Origin of the sequence: Phycobacter azelaicus (assembly GCF_014884385.1) — a bacterium.
Lineage (GTDB): Bacteria > Pseudomonadota > Alphaproteobacteria > Rhodobacterales > Rhodobacteraceae > Phycobacter > Phycobacter azelaicus.
Genome location: NZ_WKFH01000003.1, coordinates 923,550 through 940,097, shown reverse-complemented (window position 1 = coordinate 940,097; position 16,548 = coordinate 923,550). Strand labels below are relative to the sequence as shown.

At 58.3% G+C, this 16,548-nt stretch carries 18 protein-coding genes; 7 read left to right on the top strand and 11 right to left on the bottom strand.

Annotation, left to right across the window (positions count from 1 at the left end; translation table 11 throughout):
- Positions 1–65: 65 nt before the first annotated feature.
- The 6 genes from INS80_RS05565 to INS80_RS05540 form a co-directional block, all read right to left on the bottom strand.
- Positions 66–371 carry a hypothetical protein gene (locus INS80_RS05565; RefSeq protein ID WP_192964684.1) on the bottom strand — a complete coding sequence of 102 codons (306 nt, stop codon included), beginning with the start codon at positions 369–371 and terminating at the stop codon, positions 66–68.
- Positions 368–772, bottom strand: a complete 405-nt coding sequence (flbT, locus tag INS80_RS05560; RefSeq protein WP_192964683.1) for a flagellar biosynthesis repressor FlbT — start codon at positions 770–772, stop codon at positions 368–370. Before flbT ends, INS80_RS05565 begins: the two co-directional genes overlap by 4 nt.
- A 2-nt stretch (positions 773–774) precedes the next feature.
- Positions 775–1,146 (bottom strand): flagellar biosynthesis regulator FlaF, encoded by a 372-nt coding sequence (flaF, locus tag INS80_RS05555; RefSeq protein ID WP_192964682.1) that lies wholly within the window; start codon positions 1,144–1,146, stop codon positions 775–777.
- 82 nt (positions 1,147–1,228) lie between these two features.
- The gene (locus INS80_RS05550; RefSeq protein ID WP_192964681.1) at positions 1,229–2,053 is read right to left on the bottom strand and encodes a flagellin N-terminal helical domain-containing protein; all 825 of its coding nucleotides are present in this window, start codon (positions 2,051–2,053) and stop codon (positions 1,229–1,231) included.
- A 212-nt stretch (positions 2,054–2,265) separates the two neighbouring features.
- Positions 2,266–2,625 carry a flagellar biosynthesis protein FlgN gene (locus INS80_RS05545; RefSeq protein WP_192964680.1) on the bottom strand — a complete coding sequence of 120 codons (360 nt, stop codon included), beginning with the start codon at positions 2,623–2,625 and terminating at the stop codon, positions 2,266–2,268.
- Positions 2,612–2,896, bottom strand: a complete 285-nt coding sequence (locus tag INS80_RS05540; protein WP_192967198.1) for a rod-binding protein — start codon at positions 2,894–2,896, stop codon at positions 2,612–2,614. Before INS80_RS05540 ends, INS80_RS05545 begins: the two co-directional genes overlap by 14 nt.
- A gap of 688 nt (positions 2,897–3,584) precedes the next feature.
- On the opposite strand from INS80_RS05540, the gene INS80_RS05535 reads away from it, so the two are divergent.
- From INS80_RS05535 to INS80_RS05525, 3 genes are all read left to right on the top strand, one after another.
- A complete protein-coding gene (locus tag INS80_RS05535; RefSeq protein ID WP_192964679.1) occupies positions 3,585–4,685 on the top strand; it encodes a flagellar hook-length control protein FliK in 1,101 nt (366 codons plus the stop codon).
- Between the two features lie 3 nt (positions 4,686–4,688).
- Entirely contained in the window at positions 4,689–5,375 is a 687-nt protein-coding gene (locus tag INS80_RS05530; protein WP_192964678.1) for a FlgD immunoglobulin-like domain containing protein, read from the top strand.
- 96 nt (positions 5,376–5,471) lie between these two features.
- Positions 5,472–6,323 carry a phosphotransferase family protein gene (locus INS80_RS05525; RefSeq protein WP_226892569.1) on the top strand — a complete coding sequence of 284 codons (852 nt, stop codon included), beginning with the start codon at positions 5,472–5,474 and terminating at the stop codon, positions 6,321–6,323.
- On the opposite strand, the gene INS80_RS05520 is transcribed toward INS80_RS05525, so the two are convergent.
- The 5 genes from INS80_RS05520 to INS80_RS05500 form a co-directional block, all read right to left on the bottom strand.
- Positions 6,296–7,615 (bottom strand): NAD(P)/FAD-dependent oxidoreductase, encoded by a 1,320-nt coding sequence (locus INS80_RS05520; RefSeq protein ID WP_192964677.1) that lies wholly within the window; start codon positions 7,613–7,615, stop codon positions 6,296–6,298. The genes INS80_RS05525 and INS80_RS05520 overlap by 28 nt on opposite strands.
- Positions 7,615–8,430 (bottom strand): ABC transporter permease, encoded by an 816-nt coding sequence (locus INS80_RS05515; protein ID WP_192964676.1) that lies wholly within the window; start codon positions 8,428–8,430, stop codon positions 7,615–7,617. The genes INS80_RS05520 and INS80_RS05515 overlap by 1 nt, the downstream gene beginning before the upstream one ends.
- Positions 8,427–9,308, bottom strand: coding sequence for an ABC transporter permease subunit (locus INS80_RS05510; RefSeq protein WP_192964675.1), 882 nt, complete (start codon positions 9,306–9,308; stop codon positions 8,427–8,429). The genes INS80_RS05515 and INS80_RS05510 overlap by 4 nt, the downstream gene beginning before the upstream one ends.
- The gene (locus tag INS80_RS05505; RefSeq protein ID WP_192964674.1) at positions 9,308–10,435 is read right to left on the bottom strand and encodes an ABC transporter ATP-binding protein; all 1,128 of its coding nucleotides are present in this window, start codon (positions 10,433–10,435) and stop codon (positions 9,308–9,310) included. Before INS80_RS05505 ends, INS80_RS05510 begins: the two co-directional genes overlap by 1 nt.
- A gap of 110 nt (positions 10,436–10,545) precedes the next feature.
- Entirely contained in the window at positions 10,546–11,631 is a 1,086-nt protein-coding gene (locus INS80_RS05500; protein WP_192964673.1) for a polyamine ABC transporter substrate-binding protein, read from the bottom strand.
- Between the two features lie 141 nt (positions 11,632–11,772).
- Between INS80_RS05500 and INS80_RS05495 the strand changes: the two genes are divergently transcribed.
- The 4 genes from INS80_RS05495 (at position 11,773) to INS80_RS05480 (ending at position 16,545) form a co-directional block, all read left to right on the top strand.
- A complete protein-coding gene (locus tag INS80_RS05495) occupies positions 11,773–12,459 on the top strand; it encodes a GntR family transcriptional regulator (protein WP_192964672.1) in 687 nt (228 codons plus the stop codon).
- A gap of 64 nt (positions 12,460–12,523) precedes the next feature.
- Positions 12,524–13,918 carry an aspartate aminotransferase family protein gene (locus INS80_RS05490; RefSeq protein WP_192964671.1) on the top strand — a complete coding sequence of 465 codons (1,395 nt, stop codon included), beginning with the start codon at positions 12,524–12,526 and terminating at the stop codon, positions 13,916–13,918.
- 340 nt (positions 13,919–14,258) lie between these two features.
- Positions 14,259–15,359: an ABC transporter ATP-binding protein gene (locus INS80_RS05485; RefSeq protein WP_192964670.1), complete on the top strand. Its 1,101-nt coding sequence runs from the start codon at positions 14,259–14,261 to the stop codon at positions 15,357–15,359.
- 85 nt (positions 15,360–15,444) lie between these two features.
- On the top strand, positions 15,445–16,545 hold the full coding sequence (locus INS80_RS05480) for an extracellular solute-binding protein (protein ID WP_192964669.1): 1,101 nt from the start codon (positions 15,445–15,447) through the stop codon (positions 16,543–16,545).
- The last annotated feature ends 3 nt before the right edge of the window (positions 16,546–16,548 follow it).

Genomic DNA, 16,548 nt, shown 5'->3' with positions numbered 1-16,548 from the left:
GTCGGGGAAGTGTGTTCACATGGGTCAATTCTCAGTGACAATTTATAGGGCTACCGGGTCAGTTCTCAGTGACAATCAACAGCCAGAGCATCATCAGCCGAAGAGCCGTCTTCGAGCACGCGCTGTACGAGTGCTTTCATCGGAAGTTGATCATCAAGGCCAAAGGCACCAAGAGCGATGCCCAGAAGCCGCGTGTCTTTGACCAGATCTGAAGCCGTTTTCACCTTACCGATATTCTCGAGAAAATAGTCGCTTTCCCGGGACAAAACAGGATCCTTCGAAAAGGTATCAAACTGCTTGTCGTAGGTGGATTGCAGGAATTTCCATCCTGCAATGCCATCGGTGGGTATGATCGGCTGATACAGTATCATGACGGACGAATGGCCATCAGGCGCTCTTCACGCGGCAATAGGGCGCGCAGTGCCTTGAGGCAGCGATAGTGGTTGTTGTTCAGCAGCGAATCCGTGGCCTCGGCCAGGGCTGCTCTGCTGTCGGAATCCGTGAAAACCTGGCTCAACTCTTCGATGCGGCGTAGCATCGGGAGCCGGTCCTCTTCGGGATCAACATCACCAGACAGTACAAGCTGTGCTGCATAGCAGACACGTCGTACCGGGGTATTGGCTTCTTCGGGATGAATCGCATCCCGCAAACGCAAGATGTTGGCATCAGGTGTGACGATGGAGAGACGGCTGCGTCGATCTCCGTTCTCGATAACCGCGCCGTTCACGAGGACGCGTTCTTTTGGGGCAAGTTTGAGGACCAGACCGCTCATATTCAGGATGCTCCGCTGCGCAGGCCACGCATGATGGCCGTATTGATTTCTACCAGGGGGCCGACTCCCGCTTTGCGGGCCAGGATCCGGCTGGTGTACTGAGTTGTGAACGCCGCGAGATAGAGGATCTGCTCTTTCAGGTCTTCGGGAAGTCCGTTGTCCGCGCTGGTGACATCTGTTTGAAAAATCTGCCACAGTTTGCGATTTTCAGTCAGCGCTTCGGCAAGTGCAGAAAATCCCTCTGGCCCCTGCTTTGATGCGCTAATCATGCGGTGCGTAATCCGAGCAATCGCCTCGAACTCCAGGTCTTTCGGTGTGCGTGTCGGGGCTTTTGCCGCCGAATAGGCGCGCTTCGCATTCAGAAGGGCATTCACGTGTTTTCCTAACGTACTGTTTCTTCAGGTTCTCTGAGAATAGAGGACCGGGGCGCGCCTGGCGCGCCCCGGATCAAGCCGTTTAACGGAACAGCTGCTGCAGGGTCTGCGGTGCCGAGTTGGCAATAGAGAGAGCCTGTACGCCAAGCTGCTGCTGCGTCTGCAGAGCTTTCAGTCGTGCGGAGGCTTCTTCCATGTCGGTATCCACAAGCGAGCCGATACCGCTCTTCATCGCGTCGGTCACTTTCGACACGAATTCGGACTGCTTTTCGATCCGGGCAGCGGATGCGCCCAGTGCGGCAGCGCCGTCAACTGCAGTCTGGATCAGTGCTTCGATCTCGCTGATCGATGCATCGGCAGCAGTCGAGGAAGACACATCAACGGTGGTCAGGTCCAGGTTGGACTCGAAATCAACTGACGAAACAGTTATGTTGGCCGAAGTAACGGCGCCAGTGGAGTCACGGTCGAGCGAGGACAGAACGGTGATGTCACCACCAGCGCTGTTCAGCAGGTTTGCACCATTGAACTGCGAAGCGGAGATGATCGAGGTGATCTGGTTCTTCAGCTCGTCAACGTCAGCAGTGATCTTGTCGTTGTCGACGTTTTCACCAGTTGCCGCAACCACCTTCTCCTTCATCTCTTTCAGGAGTTCGGTGATTTGCTCAGCACCGGCGGTTGCAACCGCCACAGTGGATTCACCCAGCGCCAGAGAGTCGGACACGGCGTTGAAGCCTGCAACGTCCGATTCCATAACTTTGGAGATCGCCCAGATGGCCGAGTTGTCCTTGGCGGAAGCAACCTCTTTACCGGTGGAGATAGCGTTCTGAGTGCTCTCCAGGTTGTTGTTGATGGTCTTCAGGGTCTGCAGCGCAACCATTGCGCCGTTGTTGGTCAGAATGCTGGTCATAGCTTATATTCCTTTAGCGAAGAGGCCTTTGGCCTCTGATTTTCCCTGCCCCGAAGGGCGCTCTCTGACGTCTTTCTGACAATGCGTTCAACCGACCGGTTTTCGCGCCACCCCGTTTGTCGAGGTGCAAGAGGACTTTGCCGCGATATTTGCTAAGGGAGTGCTAATGCGCCAAATTCCAATCCGTAGAATTTTTCCTAAATTGCACCGGCTTACGCACGCTTCTCCAACTTCTGGTCGAGGCGCGTACCGTAGCGTGTCTTGCGGCCTGTGCTGTCATAGACATCCAGTCCTTTACGTACGCGGCGCAGTTCGGCCATGCGGGCTGCGATGGACCGGATGCCTTCCATCGCGCTCTCCAGCATATCCTGATTGCGCATCACTTTGGTCTGCACCTTGGCAAGTGTATCTCGCTCCAGATCAGAGATGGTGTTCAGCTGGTCGATGGCGTCTTCCTTGCGGGCCAGGATTTTCTCCAGCTTTGTAAGATCGCCTTCCATGAGGGCTGCGCGTTCCTCATCCAGAATGCGGTCCAGCTCATCGATGTAGGTTTGGGGGTTATGGTTGGTCATTCTGAGCCTCCTTCAGGGCGTGGTACAGTGATTCGGCCAGGCCGATGCCGCCTGCCTTTGCGATTTGCTCGGCCTGGGCGCGAACCAAGAAACTAGAAAACTGATCTTCTCCGGCGCCGCCGCCAAAGCCTTCCCGTGATTCCCCAAGACCTGCAGACTTCAACATTTCCGCGAGAAATGAAGCCTCTAGGTCCATAGCGGCCTTGCGCAGAGGGTCTTCTTGGGCAGCATGCGACCTGGTGGTCGGCATTGACTTTGACGCGGGCGTCATTTGAGAGATTTGAATCGGATCCGGCATTTTGGCCTCGGTTTGAAAGAAGTTTCGAATTGCTTCGATTTTTCAGAGACTGCGATAGAACCGGTTAAAATTGCCGTAACCGCTTTGCTGTAGACCGTTTGCATCGAGATAGAACGTCTGGAAGCCCATGCACAGCACATCACTCATTGGCCAGGCCCTCGGCGGAGCCCAGGGGACCAAGGCACCACCGGCGCAGGATGCGTCCAAATCTTCGTCGAACACGCCAAAGGACCGATCTTTTGCGGATCACGTCGAAGACACCCGCCCCAGATCGCAAACGGAAGCGCAGTCGCGACTAAATCAAACGGAGCAAAACGCAGCAGCTGGCGCTTCAGAGGAGCACAGTAGTCAGACGGCGGGAGGCTCTGCGGACGCAAGCGAGGCCCAGACCGAGGGCGGAGGCGAGAAGGTCGCTGTTGAAGCGGCGGAACCCGTCGATCAAAAGCCTACGCTGTCCAAGTTTGGCACGCTTCATGGCGGTTCAGAGGGCAAATCGGACCCTGCAATTTCGACGTCAGTCGCACAAACTGCAGGTGATATGGAGACCTCTGCCAGTACGGCAGGGGACAAACGCAGTGCAGTGCGGGATGCCCTACCGGGGGTCAGTGGTTCTCAAAGAGTGGGCGCGGGTCCAACTGACGCAAAGCTCTCGCCGGAAAGCATGAGCGCTCAGAAGGCGAGTGTTGAGGTTACGGCTCCAGCAGATGCAGAGGCAGCCGAACGACGTGTACAGTCTGAGGCCTTGCAGGGTGAGGGCCGTCGGGCGGAGGTTGAAAAGTCTCAGCCAGCATCGGCCATTTCTCAGGCTCAGGGGCGCGCAGCAGCGGAAGCGTCGGCAGCGGCGCAGATCCGTGACCAAGCGAAGAGCGGCGATTCGGGGGGGGCGACCAACGGCGAGGTGCTGCGCGCCTCTTCTGAAAAAGCAGCCGAGGGCCGAGGCCAAGGCACCGCAATACCAGCGACCACGGCGGGTTCCACGAACGGTGCCGCGACACCGGCGTCTCAAACCGTATTCCAGATGCAGATGCAAAACGCAGAAGCCGGAGAAAAGCGCCAGTCCAGATATCGCGGGCGAGACGGAGAAACACAGGTCGCGGCCGCGGTCGCCAAAGCCAGCGCTGCGGCCACGGGCATCAACGCACCGAATGCCGTCATGGCGTCGGCTAACGCGGCGCTGTCTTTGGCTCAGACCCTGCAGGCAGACACTGCGAAGCTTTCCCAGTCTGCATCCCTTCTGGCCGATTCGCTGGCTGGCCAAACATCTTTGTCCGCAGAGTTACCTGGTCTGTCGCAGCTTCTGACCGAGGCTGTAATCCAGCCTGGCGCGACACACCGGGTGGAGACTCCACGCATGATCGCGACGCAATTGGCTGAAGCTTTTGCCGCCAAGGGTGAGCGCAACATGGAAGTGTCTCTGAACCCCGAGGAGCTGGGCCGCGTGAAAATGCGCGTTTCGACCAGTGAGGCCGGAATTGTCATGACCATCCAGACAGAGCGTCCGGAAACCGGGGATCTCATGCGACGCCATATCAATGAATTGGCGGAAGAGTTCCGTCGGATGGGCTTCCAAGACATCTCTTTCGAATTCAGCAGCGGTGATTCGGGCTTTGGCGGCCAGGCGGAGCAGAGCCTGGCCGACGGCTCCGGCTCTTCTGTAGGTATTCGTGGGGCAGAAACTGAGATGGCACCCGCTGAAGAGGTTGCCGATAAACAAATGCAAGACCTTCGCCTGGGGACGACCGGCGTGGATATGAGGGTATAATCAATGACTGATGCAGTAAGCGCGGCAAGTACCGCGGCAACCACTCAAGCCAGCCGCAGCCAGAGCCAGGGCTCTGGCGCTACGGGTTTGACGTCGGATTTCGAAACCTTTCTCAAGATGCTGACAGCCCAGGCGCGCTATCAGGATCCGCTGGAGCCGCTTGATTCGACCGAATACGCCTCGCAGTTGGCGCAGTTCTCGATGGTGGAACAGCAGGTTCAGGGCAATGAGACGCTGGTTGCCATGCAAAACCAGCTGGGCCTGTCCAACATGGCCGCGATGTCCGGCTGGGTTGGCATGGAGGCGCGCGTTTCCGCACCGGGTTATTTTAACGGCACCTCGCCTGTGGTTGTTTCGCCCAACCCTGCTGCTACGGCTGATGCGGTGACGATGATCGTGCGGAATTCCAACGGAGCAGAGGTCAACCGGATCGCATTGCCCGTTTCGGCAGAACCTTATTCCTGGGATGGCACCGACAAGGACGGTAACACGGTTGAGGAAGGCAGCTATACCTTCACCATCGAAAGCCGCAGAGGCGATGATGTGCTGCTGACCGATTTGGCCGAGGTGTATACCGAGGTGAAGGAAACCCAGATGGTGGGCAATGATGTGGTCTTGATAACCGAGGGCGGCTCGGCGATCTTGGCCTCCTCTGTGACGGCCTTGCGCAACCGGTCCACGGACGCCTGATCTTTTCTGCCAGGGTCCGTGCGATCAGCGGCAAGGCGCCTTTGTGACCTCCCACATCTCGTGGGCCTTTGCCAATTGGAGCGGACCCTGTCAGCCTTGACTTGCGACTTTCACTCCAGGTTCTTTGCCCACCTTACGGGGCAGGGACTAAAGGTGGATGCGCCCCGGATCCTGACCGGTGGGCGCTCTAACTATGTGTGGCGCACGGGGCGCATTGTGGTGAAGCTCTATGATCAAAGCAGTGCCAATCCGCTTTTTGCCAATGACCCTGCCTGTGAGGTGGCTGCGTTGCGGGCGCTTTCGGGCACCGGGATGGTGCCCCATCTGGTGCGGTTCGGCGGTTTTGAAGGGCATCACTGGCTGGCATATGCGCATCTGAAAGGAGCGCCATGGCAGCATGACCCGGACCCGGTCGCCCGCCTCTTGGGACGCCTGCACGATCAACCTGCCTTTGAGGGGCTGTCCAAGGGTGCAAACGGCAGTGCCCTGATCGAAGCGCAGACAGAGGCAATTCTGGCCGAATGCGCCGCCGCAAAGGCCTTGCGTGACCTGCGTCCTGGCCACAAGGTGCCTCCCGCCAAGCGCCAGACGCTCATCCATGGCGACCCGGTGCCGGGTAACTTGGTAGCGCATGATGGCACGCTTACCCTTATTGACTGGCAATGCCCCAAACTGGGGGATCCGGCAGAGGATCTGGCCCTGTTCCTCTCGCCGGCCATGCAGCTTTTGTATCGTGGTGAGCCGTTGAGCGCTGAAGAGGCGGATGCATTTGTTGCGGCCTACCCGGATTCACAGGTCACGGCGCGTCTTCGCACCTTGCTGCCGTGGTTTCATTGGCGCATGGCGGCCTATTGCCTCTGGAAAGCCGAAAGGGGTGGGGCTAGGGACCGGCAGGCGATGGAGCTGGAGATTGCAGCGCTTCAGTCCATCAGCCCAAGCATGGCATAGGCGGGCGGGACAAGAATCCGGCGTGCGGGACCGAAGGGAAACTTGCCCATGCTCTGAATCACTGGGGAGTAGGGCAGGTTCGGCTTCCTCCCTTGCACCAAGTCAGACAAAAGCCGCCCCGCATAGCTGCCCATCGCAACGCCATTGCCGTGATAGCAAAGCCCGGCAAACATCCCCTGCGCTCCGGGAACCGGGCCGACAAAGGGCACAAGGTTGCGCGCCATGGAGACCATGCCGGACCAGAAATGGGTGCCTTCCACATCACGCCAAGCGGGGAAGAGCTTTTCGAAATGTGTACGCAGAAGCCTCCGGATCGAGGCTTCGGCACGGGGTGAGGCAAAGATCCCGCCGCGCATGCCGAACAGGAAACGCCGGTCCGGCATTAGGCGGAAATAGTGCAAGAGATTGCGGGTATCATAGGCCATCTGATCGCTGAACCAGCCCTGCGCCTGCAATTCTGGATCTGTCAGCGGGCGGGTCACCATGACGGTGGATTGCGCCGGGATGTAGCGACCCGATAGCCATTTGGGCAGTCCGTCCCAAGAATAGCCATTGGTGGCGACGATCACTTTTTTGGCACGCAGGCTCCCGCGCTGGGTCGTCAGGATATGACCGCCTGAATCCTGCGATAGTGCGGTAACGGGGGTGTTCTGGCAAAGCTTTGCACCAGCAGCTTCTGCAACGCGTGCCAGCCCGAAGAGATACTTGCGCGGGTTAAGACCAAACCCTGCGGGCGTGGTCAGCGCCCCGAAGAATTGCCCATTCAGGCCGTGCTCTGCGAGATCCCGTTGTTCCAACAACTGAGGCGTGCCGCCGTTTGCTGCGATCTCATCCGCCTCGCGGCGCAGGGCCTTCATGGCGCGGGGGCTGTGCGCCATGCGAGTTTCGCCCTTGGAATGGGTGTCCGCGTCGATCTCGTGCCGGTCCAGCAGATCGCGCACCAGGTCGATGGCGGCCAGCTCTCCGGCTGCATAGGTTTCGGTGGCCTCAGCCCCGAATTTGCGCTGCATAGCGTCCGCTGGCAGCATTGCTCCTCCGAGGCAGCAAAAGCCGCCATTGCGCCCAGAGGCGCCCCAGCCGGGTGTTTCGGCTTCAAGGACGGTAACCTTTGCTCCGGCCTCTGCGAGATGGAGCGCGGCAGAGATGCCGGTAAAGCCGCCACCGATAATGGCGACTTCTGTACGGGTGTCGCCGTTCAACGCGGGCCAGTTGGGGGCTGCAATGGTTTCATCCCACCAGCAGCCTGTGCGGGGGGCCGGCCCGTAGGCATAGTCCGAAAAGATCCGCCGCATCAGGTGCGCGCCGCAGCTTGTTCGTCCCGCTTCTGACGCACCATTTGGTGTTTCGTGACGAGAGAGGCGGTGATCACACCCACGGTTACGATGGCGATCATAATGGTCGAGAGCGCGTTGATCTCAGGGGAGACGCCCAGCCGCACCGCCGAGAAGATCTTGATCGGCAGGGTGGTCGCCGCAGGCCCGGAGGTGAAGGAGGCGATGACCAGATCATCCAGTGACAGGGTAAAGGCCAGAAGCCAGCCCGAGATCACCGCAGGAGCGATGATCGGCAGTGTCACAAGGCGAAACGCTTCCGACGGGGAACAGCCAAGGTCAAGCGCAGCTTCTTCCAGAGACCTGTCAAAAGTCACCAACCGCGATGAGACCACCACCGAGACATAGCACATGGCAAAGGTTGTATGAGCCAGAACGATGGTCAGGACGCCGCGATCAAGGCCGATTCCGATAAATAGCAAGAGAAGCGACAAACCGGTGATGACTTCGGGCATCACCAGCGGCGCGTAGATCATGCCGGAGAACAGGGTCCGTCCAAAGAACCGCCCACCGCGCACCATGACATAAGCGGCCATGGTTCCAAGCACGGTCGCGATGGTCGAAGAGAAAACCGCTACCTTGATCGTGACCCATGCGGCATTGAGGAAGGCCTCATTCTGCAGCAGTTCCCCGTACCATTTGGTCGAAAAGCCTGCCCAGACTGTGACCAGCTTGCTTTCGTTGAAGCTGAAGATCACCAGGATCACCATAGGGATATAAAGAAAAGCGAACCCCAGCGTCAGCGAGACGGTGTTGAACCAGCTCATCCTGTTCATTGGTCGGCCTCCTGTTGCTTTTGCTGGTTGCGCTGGAACAGTACGATGGGCACGATCAGGATCAGTAGAAGCACCACGGCCACGGCCGAGGCCACTGGCCAGTCGCGGTTGGAGAAGAACTCTTCCCACAGGACCTTGCCGATCATCAGCGTATCAGAGCCGCCCAAGAGCGACGGGATTACGAACTCTCCCAAGGTCGGAATGAACACCAGGAAACAACCCGCGATAATGCCGGGTTTTGACAGCGGAACGGTAACAAGCCAGAAAGCCGACAGGCGCGAGCACCCCAGATCCTCGGCTGCCTCAATGAGGGAAGCGTCCATCCGTTCAAGCGCTGCATAGATTGGCAGGATCATGAAGGGCAGGTAGGTGTAGACGACGCCGATATAGACGGCGGTGTTGGTGTTGAGAATCGTCAGCGGCTCGTTGATCAGGCCGAGCCAGAGCAAAGCCTGATTGAGGAAGCCCTCGTTCGACAGGATTCCCATCCACGCATAGACCCGGATCAGGAAGCTGGTCCAGAAGGGCAGGATTACAAGCATCATCAGCGTGGCGCGCCATTCTTCGGGGGCGCGGGCCATGCCATAGGCCATGGGATAGCCCACCAGAAGGGTCAGCAGTGTCGAGAAGAAGGCAATCTGGAGCGAGCTGAGATAAGCTTTCCAATAAAGATCGTCTTGCGTCAGCCAAACGAAGTTCTCAAAGTCCAGCTCGGACAGGAAGGCCCAAATACCCGTCGCCCAGTCGAATTGTGGCATATAGGGTGGGCGCGCCAGCGCCACATCGGACAGTGAAATCTTAAGGACGATGGCAAAGGGCACCAGGAACAGCGCCAGAAGCCACAGATAGGGAATGGCGATCAGGGCAAAGCGGCGCATCAGTCAGCCAAGAGAACGCCTGCCGTGGCCGTCCAGGACAGCCAGACAGTGTCTTCCCATGTGTAGGAGCGGCGGGCAATGCGGCGCGTGTTGGCGGCCTGTGCCTTGATCACGGCGCCTGAGGGCAGCTCTACGTGATACGTGGAAATATTGCCGAGGTAGGCGATGTCGAGGATTTTGCCCTGAACCGTATTGTCGGCGCTTTCAGGGCGCTCGGCAGAGATGGTGACCTTCTCGGGGCGGATCGCCAAGTGTGCGGTTTGCCCATCCGAGAACTTGGTTGTGGTCTTGACCGTAAGCGGCTCCGCGCCCTCGCGCCAGTGCAGAGCATAGGTGTCTTCGCTGGTGGGTTTCGCGGCGCCTTGGATCAGGTTCACATCGCCAATGAAATCAGCCACGTAGGTTGAATTTGGCGCTTCGTAGATGTCGGCAGGGGTGGCGACTTGAATGATCTTGCCGTTGTCCATTACGGCAACCCGGCTGGCGACTGTCATCGCCTCTTCCTGATCGTGGGTGACGATCACAAAGGTGGTTCCGGTCTTTTCCTGGATGTCCATCAGTTCGAACTGTGTGTCCTGACGGAGCTTTTTATCAAGTGCGCCAAGAGGTTCATCCAGCAAGAGAAGCTTTGGCGCCTTGGCAAGGCTGCGGGCCAGCGCAACCCGCTGACGTTGACCGCCCGAGATCTGATGCGGTTTGCGGCGGGCGAATTTCTCCAGCCGCGTGAGGCGCAGCATGTCGCTGACGCGGGTCTCTATCTCGCTTTTTGACTGTCCCTCGCGTTTCAGACCAAAGGCTATGTTATCCCAGATACTGAGGTGCGGAAACAGTGCGTAGGACTGGAACATCATGTTCACGGCGCGCTTGTTCGGAGGCACCGGCGCCATGTCCTGACCGGACAGGAAGATCTTGCCTTCTGTCGGGGTTTCAAACCCTGCCAGCATGCGCATCAGCGTGGTCTTGCCACAGCCCGACGGTCCAAGTAGCGCGAAGAACTCCCGCTCGTAGATGCCGATGGTCAGATCGTCGATTGCGGTAAAGTCGCCAAAGCGCTTGGTGACATTCTGGAATTCGATCAAGGGTTTTTCCTTTGGATCGTTCCAGGGTTCGAATACGGGAAGTGTCAAGCCGGCCCCCTGCGCGGTCGTTTTCAAAGCGGCGCTGGGCCTCTTTGAAGGGTTTTGATCATTGAAGTGCAGGGCGCACGGAGGCGCCCTGCCGGATCAGTTTCTCGGGATCAGGTGCCCGATTTGATCTTGGTCCACAGGCGGGTCACGACGCGCTGCACCTTGGGGGCGTAGGGCGTGGTGGTGAACAGGTTGGCAAGCGTGGCTTCATCCGGGTAGATCGCCGGATCGCCGATCACGTCCTCGACCAGGAACTCTTGCGACGCCTTGTTGCCGTTGGCGTAGTAGACGTAGTTCGATGCATCCGCCATGTTCTGCGGATCCATGATGAAGTTCAGGAACTTATGCGCTGCATCTGGGTTCGGCGCATCCACCGGAATCGCCATCTGGTCGAACCACATCTGCGCCCCTTCGACGGCCGCGTTATAGGCGATTTCAACGCCATTGTCGGCTTCGGCCGCGCGATCACGGGCCTGCAGCACGTCGCCAGACCAGCCCACAGCGACGCAGATGTCACCATTTGCCAGGGCGTTGATGTACTCGGAAGAGTGGAACTTCTGGATGTAGGGGCGGACGCCCATGAATACGTCCTCGGCCTTGGCGATCACATCCGGGTCATGGCTGTCCGGGTCTTCACCGATGTACTTGAGCGCGGCCGGGATCATCTCTGCCGGAGCATCCAGGAAATGCACACCGCATTCCGCCAGTTTTTCCATGTTGGCCGGGTTGAAGACAAGTTCAAGCGAGTTGATTGGGGCGTCTTCGCCCAGCAGCTCCTTGACCTTGCCAACGTTCACACCGATCCCGGTGGTGCCCCACATGTAGTTAATGGAGTAGGCGTTGTCCGGATCGTACTGTTCGGTGCGGGCCTCGACCACGTCCCACATGTTCTTGTGGTTGGGCAGTTTGGACATGTCGAGCTTTTGGAATGCGCCCGCCATGATCTGGCGCTGAAGGAAGGTGCCGCTGGGCACCACCACATCATAGCCTGAGCCACCCGCCAGCATTTTGGTCTCCAAGAGCTCGTTGCTGTCGAAGACGTCATAAACCAGCTTAATGCCAGTTTCGGCTTCGAACTTTTCGAGAAGCGCTTCATCGATGTAGTCGGACCAGTTGTAAACGCGCACCTCTTCCGCGACGGCGGCGGCGCTGCTAAGGGCAACGACGGCGGTCAGTGTCATCGTCTTGAAAGTCATGAGTATCTCCCTGTGCCTGCCGGTTTCCGTGCCCGGCTCGGGTGGATTTGATCAAGTTTTGCCTCTTGGGGCAATACTGTTTATGTTTTCACTGAGGCGAGTTTGGTGCAAGCTGCCCAAAATTTAGGAGGACCCACAAAGGTGACAGAGACCAGTTCTTCGGCGCAAACAGCAGATGAAGGCGCGGCAAAAAGGCCCGCTCATGAGGCCGTCTATCAGCAGCTGCGGGCGCAGATCCTGTTTGGCGAATTGGCACCGGGTCAGGCGGTGACAATCCAAGGTTTGACGGCTGCCCTTGATGCCGGGATGACACCGGTTCGTGAAGCGATCCGCAGGTTGATCTCCGACGGCGCGCTGGTGTTTCAGGGCAATCGTCGCGTATCGGTTCCGCAGATCACCCCCGCTGACGTCAATGAATTAATTTTTGCAAGAAAAACAATAGAGTGTGAGCTTGCAAGGCTGGCGACGGTCAATATTTCAGATGATGACATTGCTGAATTGGAGCGGATCGATACCGATCTGGACCGTGCGATTTCCACCGGAGATGTGCCGGGCTACCTGGCGCAGAACTACAGCTTTCACACGGCGCTTTACGGTCATGCGGCGGCGCCGATATTGACTGATCTGGCTGACAGGCTTTGGCTGCGGTTCGGTCCCTCGCTGCGGGTGGTATGCGGCCGCTTTGGAACGCAGAGCTTTCCGGACCGTCACAAGGACATCCTTGAAGCCTTGCGCCGCAGGGATCCTGAAATGGCTGCCCTGGCGATGGAGCGGGACGTTTGTCAGGGGATGGAGCAGGTCAGCATGGGGCTGGCCGAGGGCAACTGATTCGATTGACACTGTGAAATTTGATCATATTCTGGGCCCAATCTCTTATTTTGGAGCGACTCCCATGAATGCGATCACCAATCACATGCCGACGGCCGAACTGCAGGCTCTGGACGCTGCACACCACATGCACCCGTTTACCGCAAACGGTGAACTGGCTGAAAAGGGCGCCCGCATCATCACGCGCGCGTCGGGCGTTACGCTGACAGATAGCGAGGGTAACCAGATCCTGGATGCCATGGCGGGACTGTGGTGCGTCAATATCGGCTACGGCCGGGATGAGCTGGCCGAGGTGGCCGCCCGTCAGATGCGCGAGCTGCCCTATTACAATACGTTCTTTCAAACGACTCATGTGCCGGCCATCGCATTGGCCAACAAGATCGCCGAACTGGCGCCGGGCGATCTGAACCACGTGTTCTTTGCTGGATCCGGTTCGGAGGCCAATGACACCAACATCCGCATGGTCCGGCATTATTGGGCGCGCAAGGACAAGCCGACCAAATCGATCATCATCAGTCGCAAGAACGCCTATCATGGCTCGTCCGTGGGTAGTGGCAGTCTTGGCGGGATGAGCGCCATGCACGAGCAGGGCGGCCTGCCAATCCCCGATATCCATCACATCAACCAGCCCAACTGGTGGGGCGAGGGCGGTGATATGACCCCCGAAGATTTTGGCCTTCAGCGTGCGCAGGAGCTGGAGCAGGCCATTCTTGAGCTGGGCGAAGATCGTGTCGCAGCCTTTATTGCCGAGCCGGTACAGGGGGCGGGCGGAGTGATCGTGCCCCCGGCAACCTATTGGCCTGAGATCCAGCGCATCTGCGACAAATACGAGATCCTTCTGATCGCTGACGAGGTGATCTGCGGTTTTGGTCGCACCGGCAACTGGTTCGGCAGTCAGACCATGGGCATCCGACCGGACATCATGACCATCGCCAAGGGGCTCAGCTCCGGCTATGCGCCGATCGGCGGCTCGATCGTATCGGATGAGGTCGCTGCCGTGATCGGCGGAGATGAGTTCAACCACGGCTACACTTATTCTGGGCATCCGGTTTCCTCGGCGGTCGCTCTTGAGAACCTGCGCATCCTGGAAGAAGAGAAGGTGATCGATCATGTAAGTGATGTCGCGGCACCTTACCTGAAGGAAAAATGGGAAGCCCTTACAGACCATCCGCTGGTGGGAGAGGCCAAGATTGTTGGGATGATGGGCTCGATCGCACTGACGCCCAACAAAGAGAAACGCGCAGCTTTTGCGGCGCCTGCAGGCACCGTGGGCTACATCTGCCGCGAGCGCTGCTTCGCCAATAATCTGGTTATGCGCCACGTAGGTGACCGGATGATCATCTCTCCACCGCTGGTGATCACTCCGGAAGAGATCGAAACGCTGATCGCGCGAGCGCGCTTGTCGCTGGATGAATGCTATGCCGCCCTTCAGGAAAAGGACCTGCTGAAAAGCGCCTGATTCCCACTTCGAGGGGCAAAATCGGCACGAAAAAACCTACTAATCCTGCAATTCGCCAAAAATATGGGCCTCGCAATCGGTGCAACTGCGCGCGAATGCGAGGCTTTTTTTGTTTGGTGTGCGAAATATTCTTCTAATTCACCAGCTGGCAGCGCAGTTATCGTGAACATGTCGTAAATTTTGCTTCATATGTCGCAAATGATCCGGTTTGTCGGTGGGTGAAGCATAAGCTGAAGCTCAACACTGATAGGACGATCCGGTTGCATCCCCCTTGGTGGGTATGTTTACATCAGTGAAAGAAGTGCAGAACAAACTGCCAAATCAACACGGGGAGCCTGTTTTGGCTGATGCGTCAAACAGTGATGCGTTCGTAGAGTTCGAGCGCGTCCAAAAGAGTTATGACGGCGAAACGCTAGTCGTAAAAGACCTGAACCTTGTCATGCCAAAAGGTGAGTTTCTGACCATGCTGGGGCCGTCAGGTTCTGGCAAGACCACTTGCCTGATGATGCTGGCTGGATTTGAAACCGCCACCCATGGTGATATCCGTCTGGGCGGGGTTTCCATCAATAATATTCCGCCGCACAAGCGGGGCATCGGCATGGTTTTCCAGAACTATGCCCTGTTCCCGCACATGACCATTGCTGAGAACCTCAGCTTCCCACTGGAAGTGCGCAAGATTGGCAAGTCCGAGCGGGAAGAGAAGGTAAAGCGCGCGCTGGACATGGTTGAGATGGGTGCCTTCGGCGGGCGCCGCCCGTCGCAGTTGTCCGGTGGTCAGCAACAGCGTGTCGCTCTTGCACGGGCGCTGGTGTTCGAGCCGGAGCTTGTTCTGATGGACGAACCGCTCGGCGCGCTCGACAAGCAGCTGCGCGAAAAAATGCAGTTTGAAATCACCGACCTGGCCCACCGTCTTGGCATCACAGTGGTCTATGTGACACACGACCAAACCGAGGCGCTGACCATGTCGGACCGGGTTGCCGTATTCAACGACGGTCGCATCCAGCAGCTGGCGCCGCCGGATCTTCTGTATGAAGAGCCTGAGAACAGCTTCGTGGCCCAGTTCATCGGGGAAAACAACACCCTCGAAGGCACCGTCAAGGAGATCAACAACGGTCTTGCGTTGGTGCAGCTCGATGGTGGGGAACTGATCGACTGCAAGCCGGTCAATGTCTCGCAGCCCGGCGAACGCACCCGCGTTTCCATCCGCCCTGAGCGGGTCGAATACAACAAGGAGCGTCTCCAGGAAGGTGCGCATACCCTGAAAGCGGAGGTGCTGGAGTTCATCTACATGGGTGACATTTTCCGTACACGCCTGCGGGTGGCTGGCAATGATGAGTTCATCATCAAGACGCGCAACGCGCCTGACCAGGTGCGCCTGAAGCCGGGTCAGCAGATCGAAATCGGCTGGTTGCCCGAAGATTGCCGCGCGCTGGACGCCTGACGGCCACGCGCAGCGAAGTAACCCCCGGCGTGAAAGTGACCGGGGGAAATGACGTAAATTCAAGATCAACAAGGAGAGAGTGTTTATGAAACTCACCAAACTGACTGCCCTGGCCGCGTCTACGGCGCTGTGCGCGCCGATGGCGTTTGCTGAAATGGCTGACGAGATGACCATCGTATCCTGGGGTGGTGCCTACTCGCATTCCCAGCTGAAGGCTTACCACGAGCCCTATTCTGAAAAGACCGGCGTCAAGATCATCAACGATGAATCCTCTGCCGAAGCCGTGGCCAAACTGCGTGCGATGAACGAAGCGGGCAACGTGACTTGGGACGTCGTGGACGTGGTTGCCGCTGACGCGATGCGCCTGTGCGACGAAGGTCTGGCGATGGAAATCGACGCGGACGAGCAACTGGCGCCCGCGCCCGATGGCACCCCGGCCTCCGAAGACTTTGGCGAACTGCTGGTCTCTGACTGCTTCATCCCGCAGATCGTCTACTCGACCACCTTCGGCTACCGCACCGACATGGTTGGCGACACCCCGCCGGATGACATCTGCGACGTCTTCGATCTCGAAGCCTATCCCGGCAAGCGCGCGCTGGAAAAGCGTCCGATCAACAACATGGAATGGGCGCTGCTCTGTGACGGCGTTGCCAAGGAAGACGTCTATGACGTTCTGGAAACCGAAGAAGGTCAAGAGCAGGCCCTGGCCAAGCTCGACACCATCAAGGACAGCGTGATCTGGTGGTCCGCCGGTGCCGACACTCCGCAGCTGCTGGCTGACGGCGAAGTCGTGATGGGCTCCACCTACAACGGTCGCCTGTTCTCGGTCATCGAAGAGCAGAAGCAGCCGGTTGGCATGCTCTGGGACGCACAGGTGTTTGACCTCGACGGCTGGATCATCCCGGCAGGTCTGTCCGAAGAGCGTAAAGCACGTGCGCTGGACTACATCATGTTTGCAACCGACACCCAGCGTCTGGCTGATCAGGCCAAGTACATCTCCTATGGTCCGGCCCGTGCCTCCTCGGCTCCGCTGGTTGGCAAGCACGCCGAACTGGGTATCGACATGGCGCCCCACATGCCGACCGATCCTGAAAACGCTAAGAACACGTTCCTCTACAACTACGAGTTCTGGGCTGACTACCGCGACGATATCGACGCGAAATTCCAGGCGTGGCTGGCCAAGTAAGCC

Excerpts from the sequence above, each read along its gene's own strand:
- INS80_RS05545 (WP_192964680.1), bottom strand. The coding sequence starts at position 2,625 with ATGACCAACCATAACCCCCAAACCTACATCGATGAGCTGGACCGCATT.
- INS80_RS05565 (WP_192964684.1), bottom strand. The coding sequence starts at position 371 with ATGATACTGTATCAGCCGATCATACCCACCGATGGCATTGCAGGATGG.
- INS80_RS05490 (WP_192964671.1), top strand. The coding sequence starts at position 12,524 with ATGAATGCGATCACCAATCACATGCCGACGGCCGAACTGCAGGCTCTG.
- flbT (WP_192964683.1), bottom strand. The coding sequence starts at position 772 with ATGAGCGGTCTGGTCCTCAAACTTGCCCCAAAAGAACGCGTCCTCGTG.
- INS80_RS05535 (WP_192964679.1), top strand. The coding sequence starts at position 3,585 with ATGAGCGCTCAGAAGGCGAGTGTTGAGGTTACGGCTCCAGCAGATGCA.
- INS80_RS05530 (WP_192964678.1), top strand. The coding sequence starts at position 4,689 with ATGACTGATGCAGTAAGCGCGGCAAGTACCGCGGCAACCACTCAAGCC.
- INS80_RS05515 (WP_192964676.1), bottom strand. The coding sequence starts at position 8,430 with ATGAACAGGATGAGCTGGTTCAACACCGTCTCGCTGACGCTGGGGTTC.
- INS80_RS05540 (WP_192967198.1), bottom strand. The coding sequence starts at position 2,896 with ATGACGCCCGCGTCAAAGTCAATGCCGACCACCAGGTCGCATGCTGCC.
- INS80_RS05500 (WP_192964673.1), bottom strand. The coding sequence starts at position 11,631 with ATGACTTTCAAGACGATGACACTGACCGCCGTCGTTGCCCTTAGCAGC.
- INS80_RS05480 (WP_192964669.1), top strand. The coding sequence starts at position 15,445 with ATGAAACTCACCAAACTGACTGCCCTGGCCGCGTCTACGGCGCTGTGC.
- INS80_RS05550 (WP_192964681.1), bottom strand. The coding sequence starts at position 2,053 with ATGACCAGCATTCTGACCAACAACGGCGCAATGGTTGCGCTGCAGACC.
- INS80_RS05520 (WP_192964677.1), bottom strand. The coding sequence starts at position 7,615 with ATGCGGCGGATCTTTTCGGACTATGCCTACGGGCCGGCCCCCCGCACA.
- INS80_RS05510 (WP_192964675.1), bottom strand. The coding sequence starts at position 9,308 with ATGCGCCGCTTTGCCCTGATCGCCATTCCCTATCTGTGGCTTCTGGCG.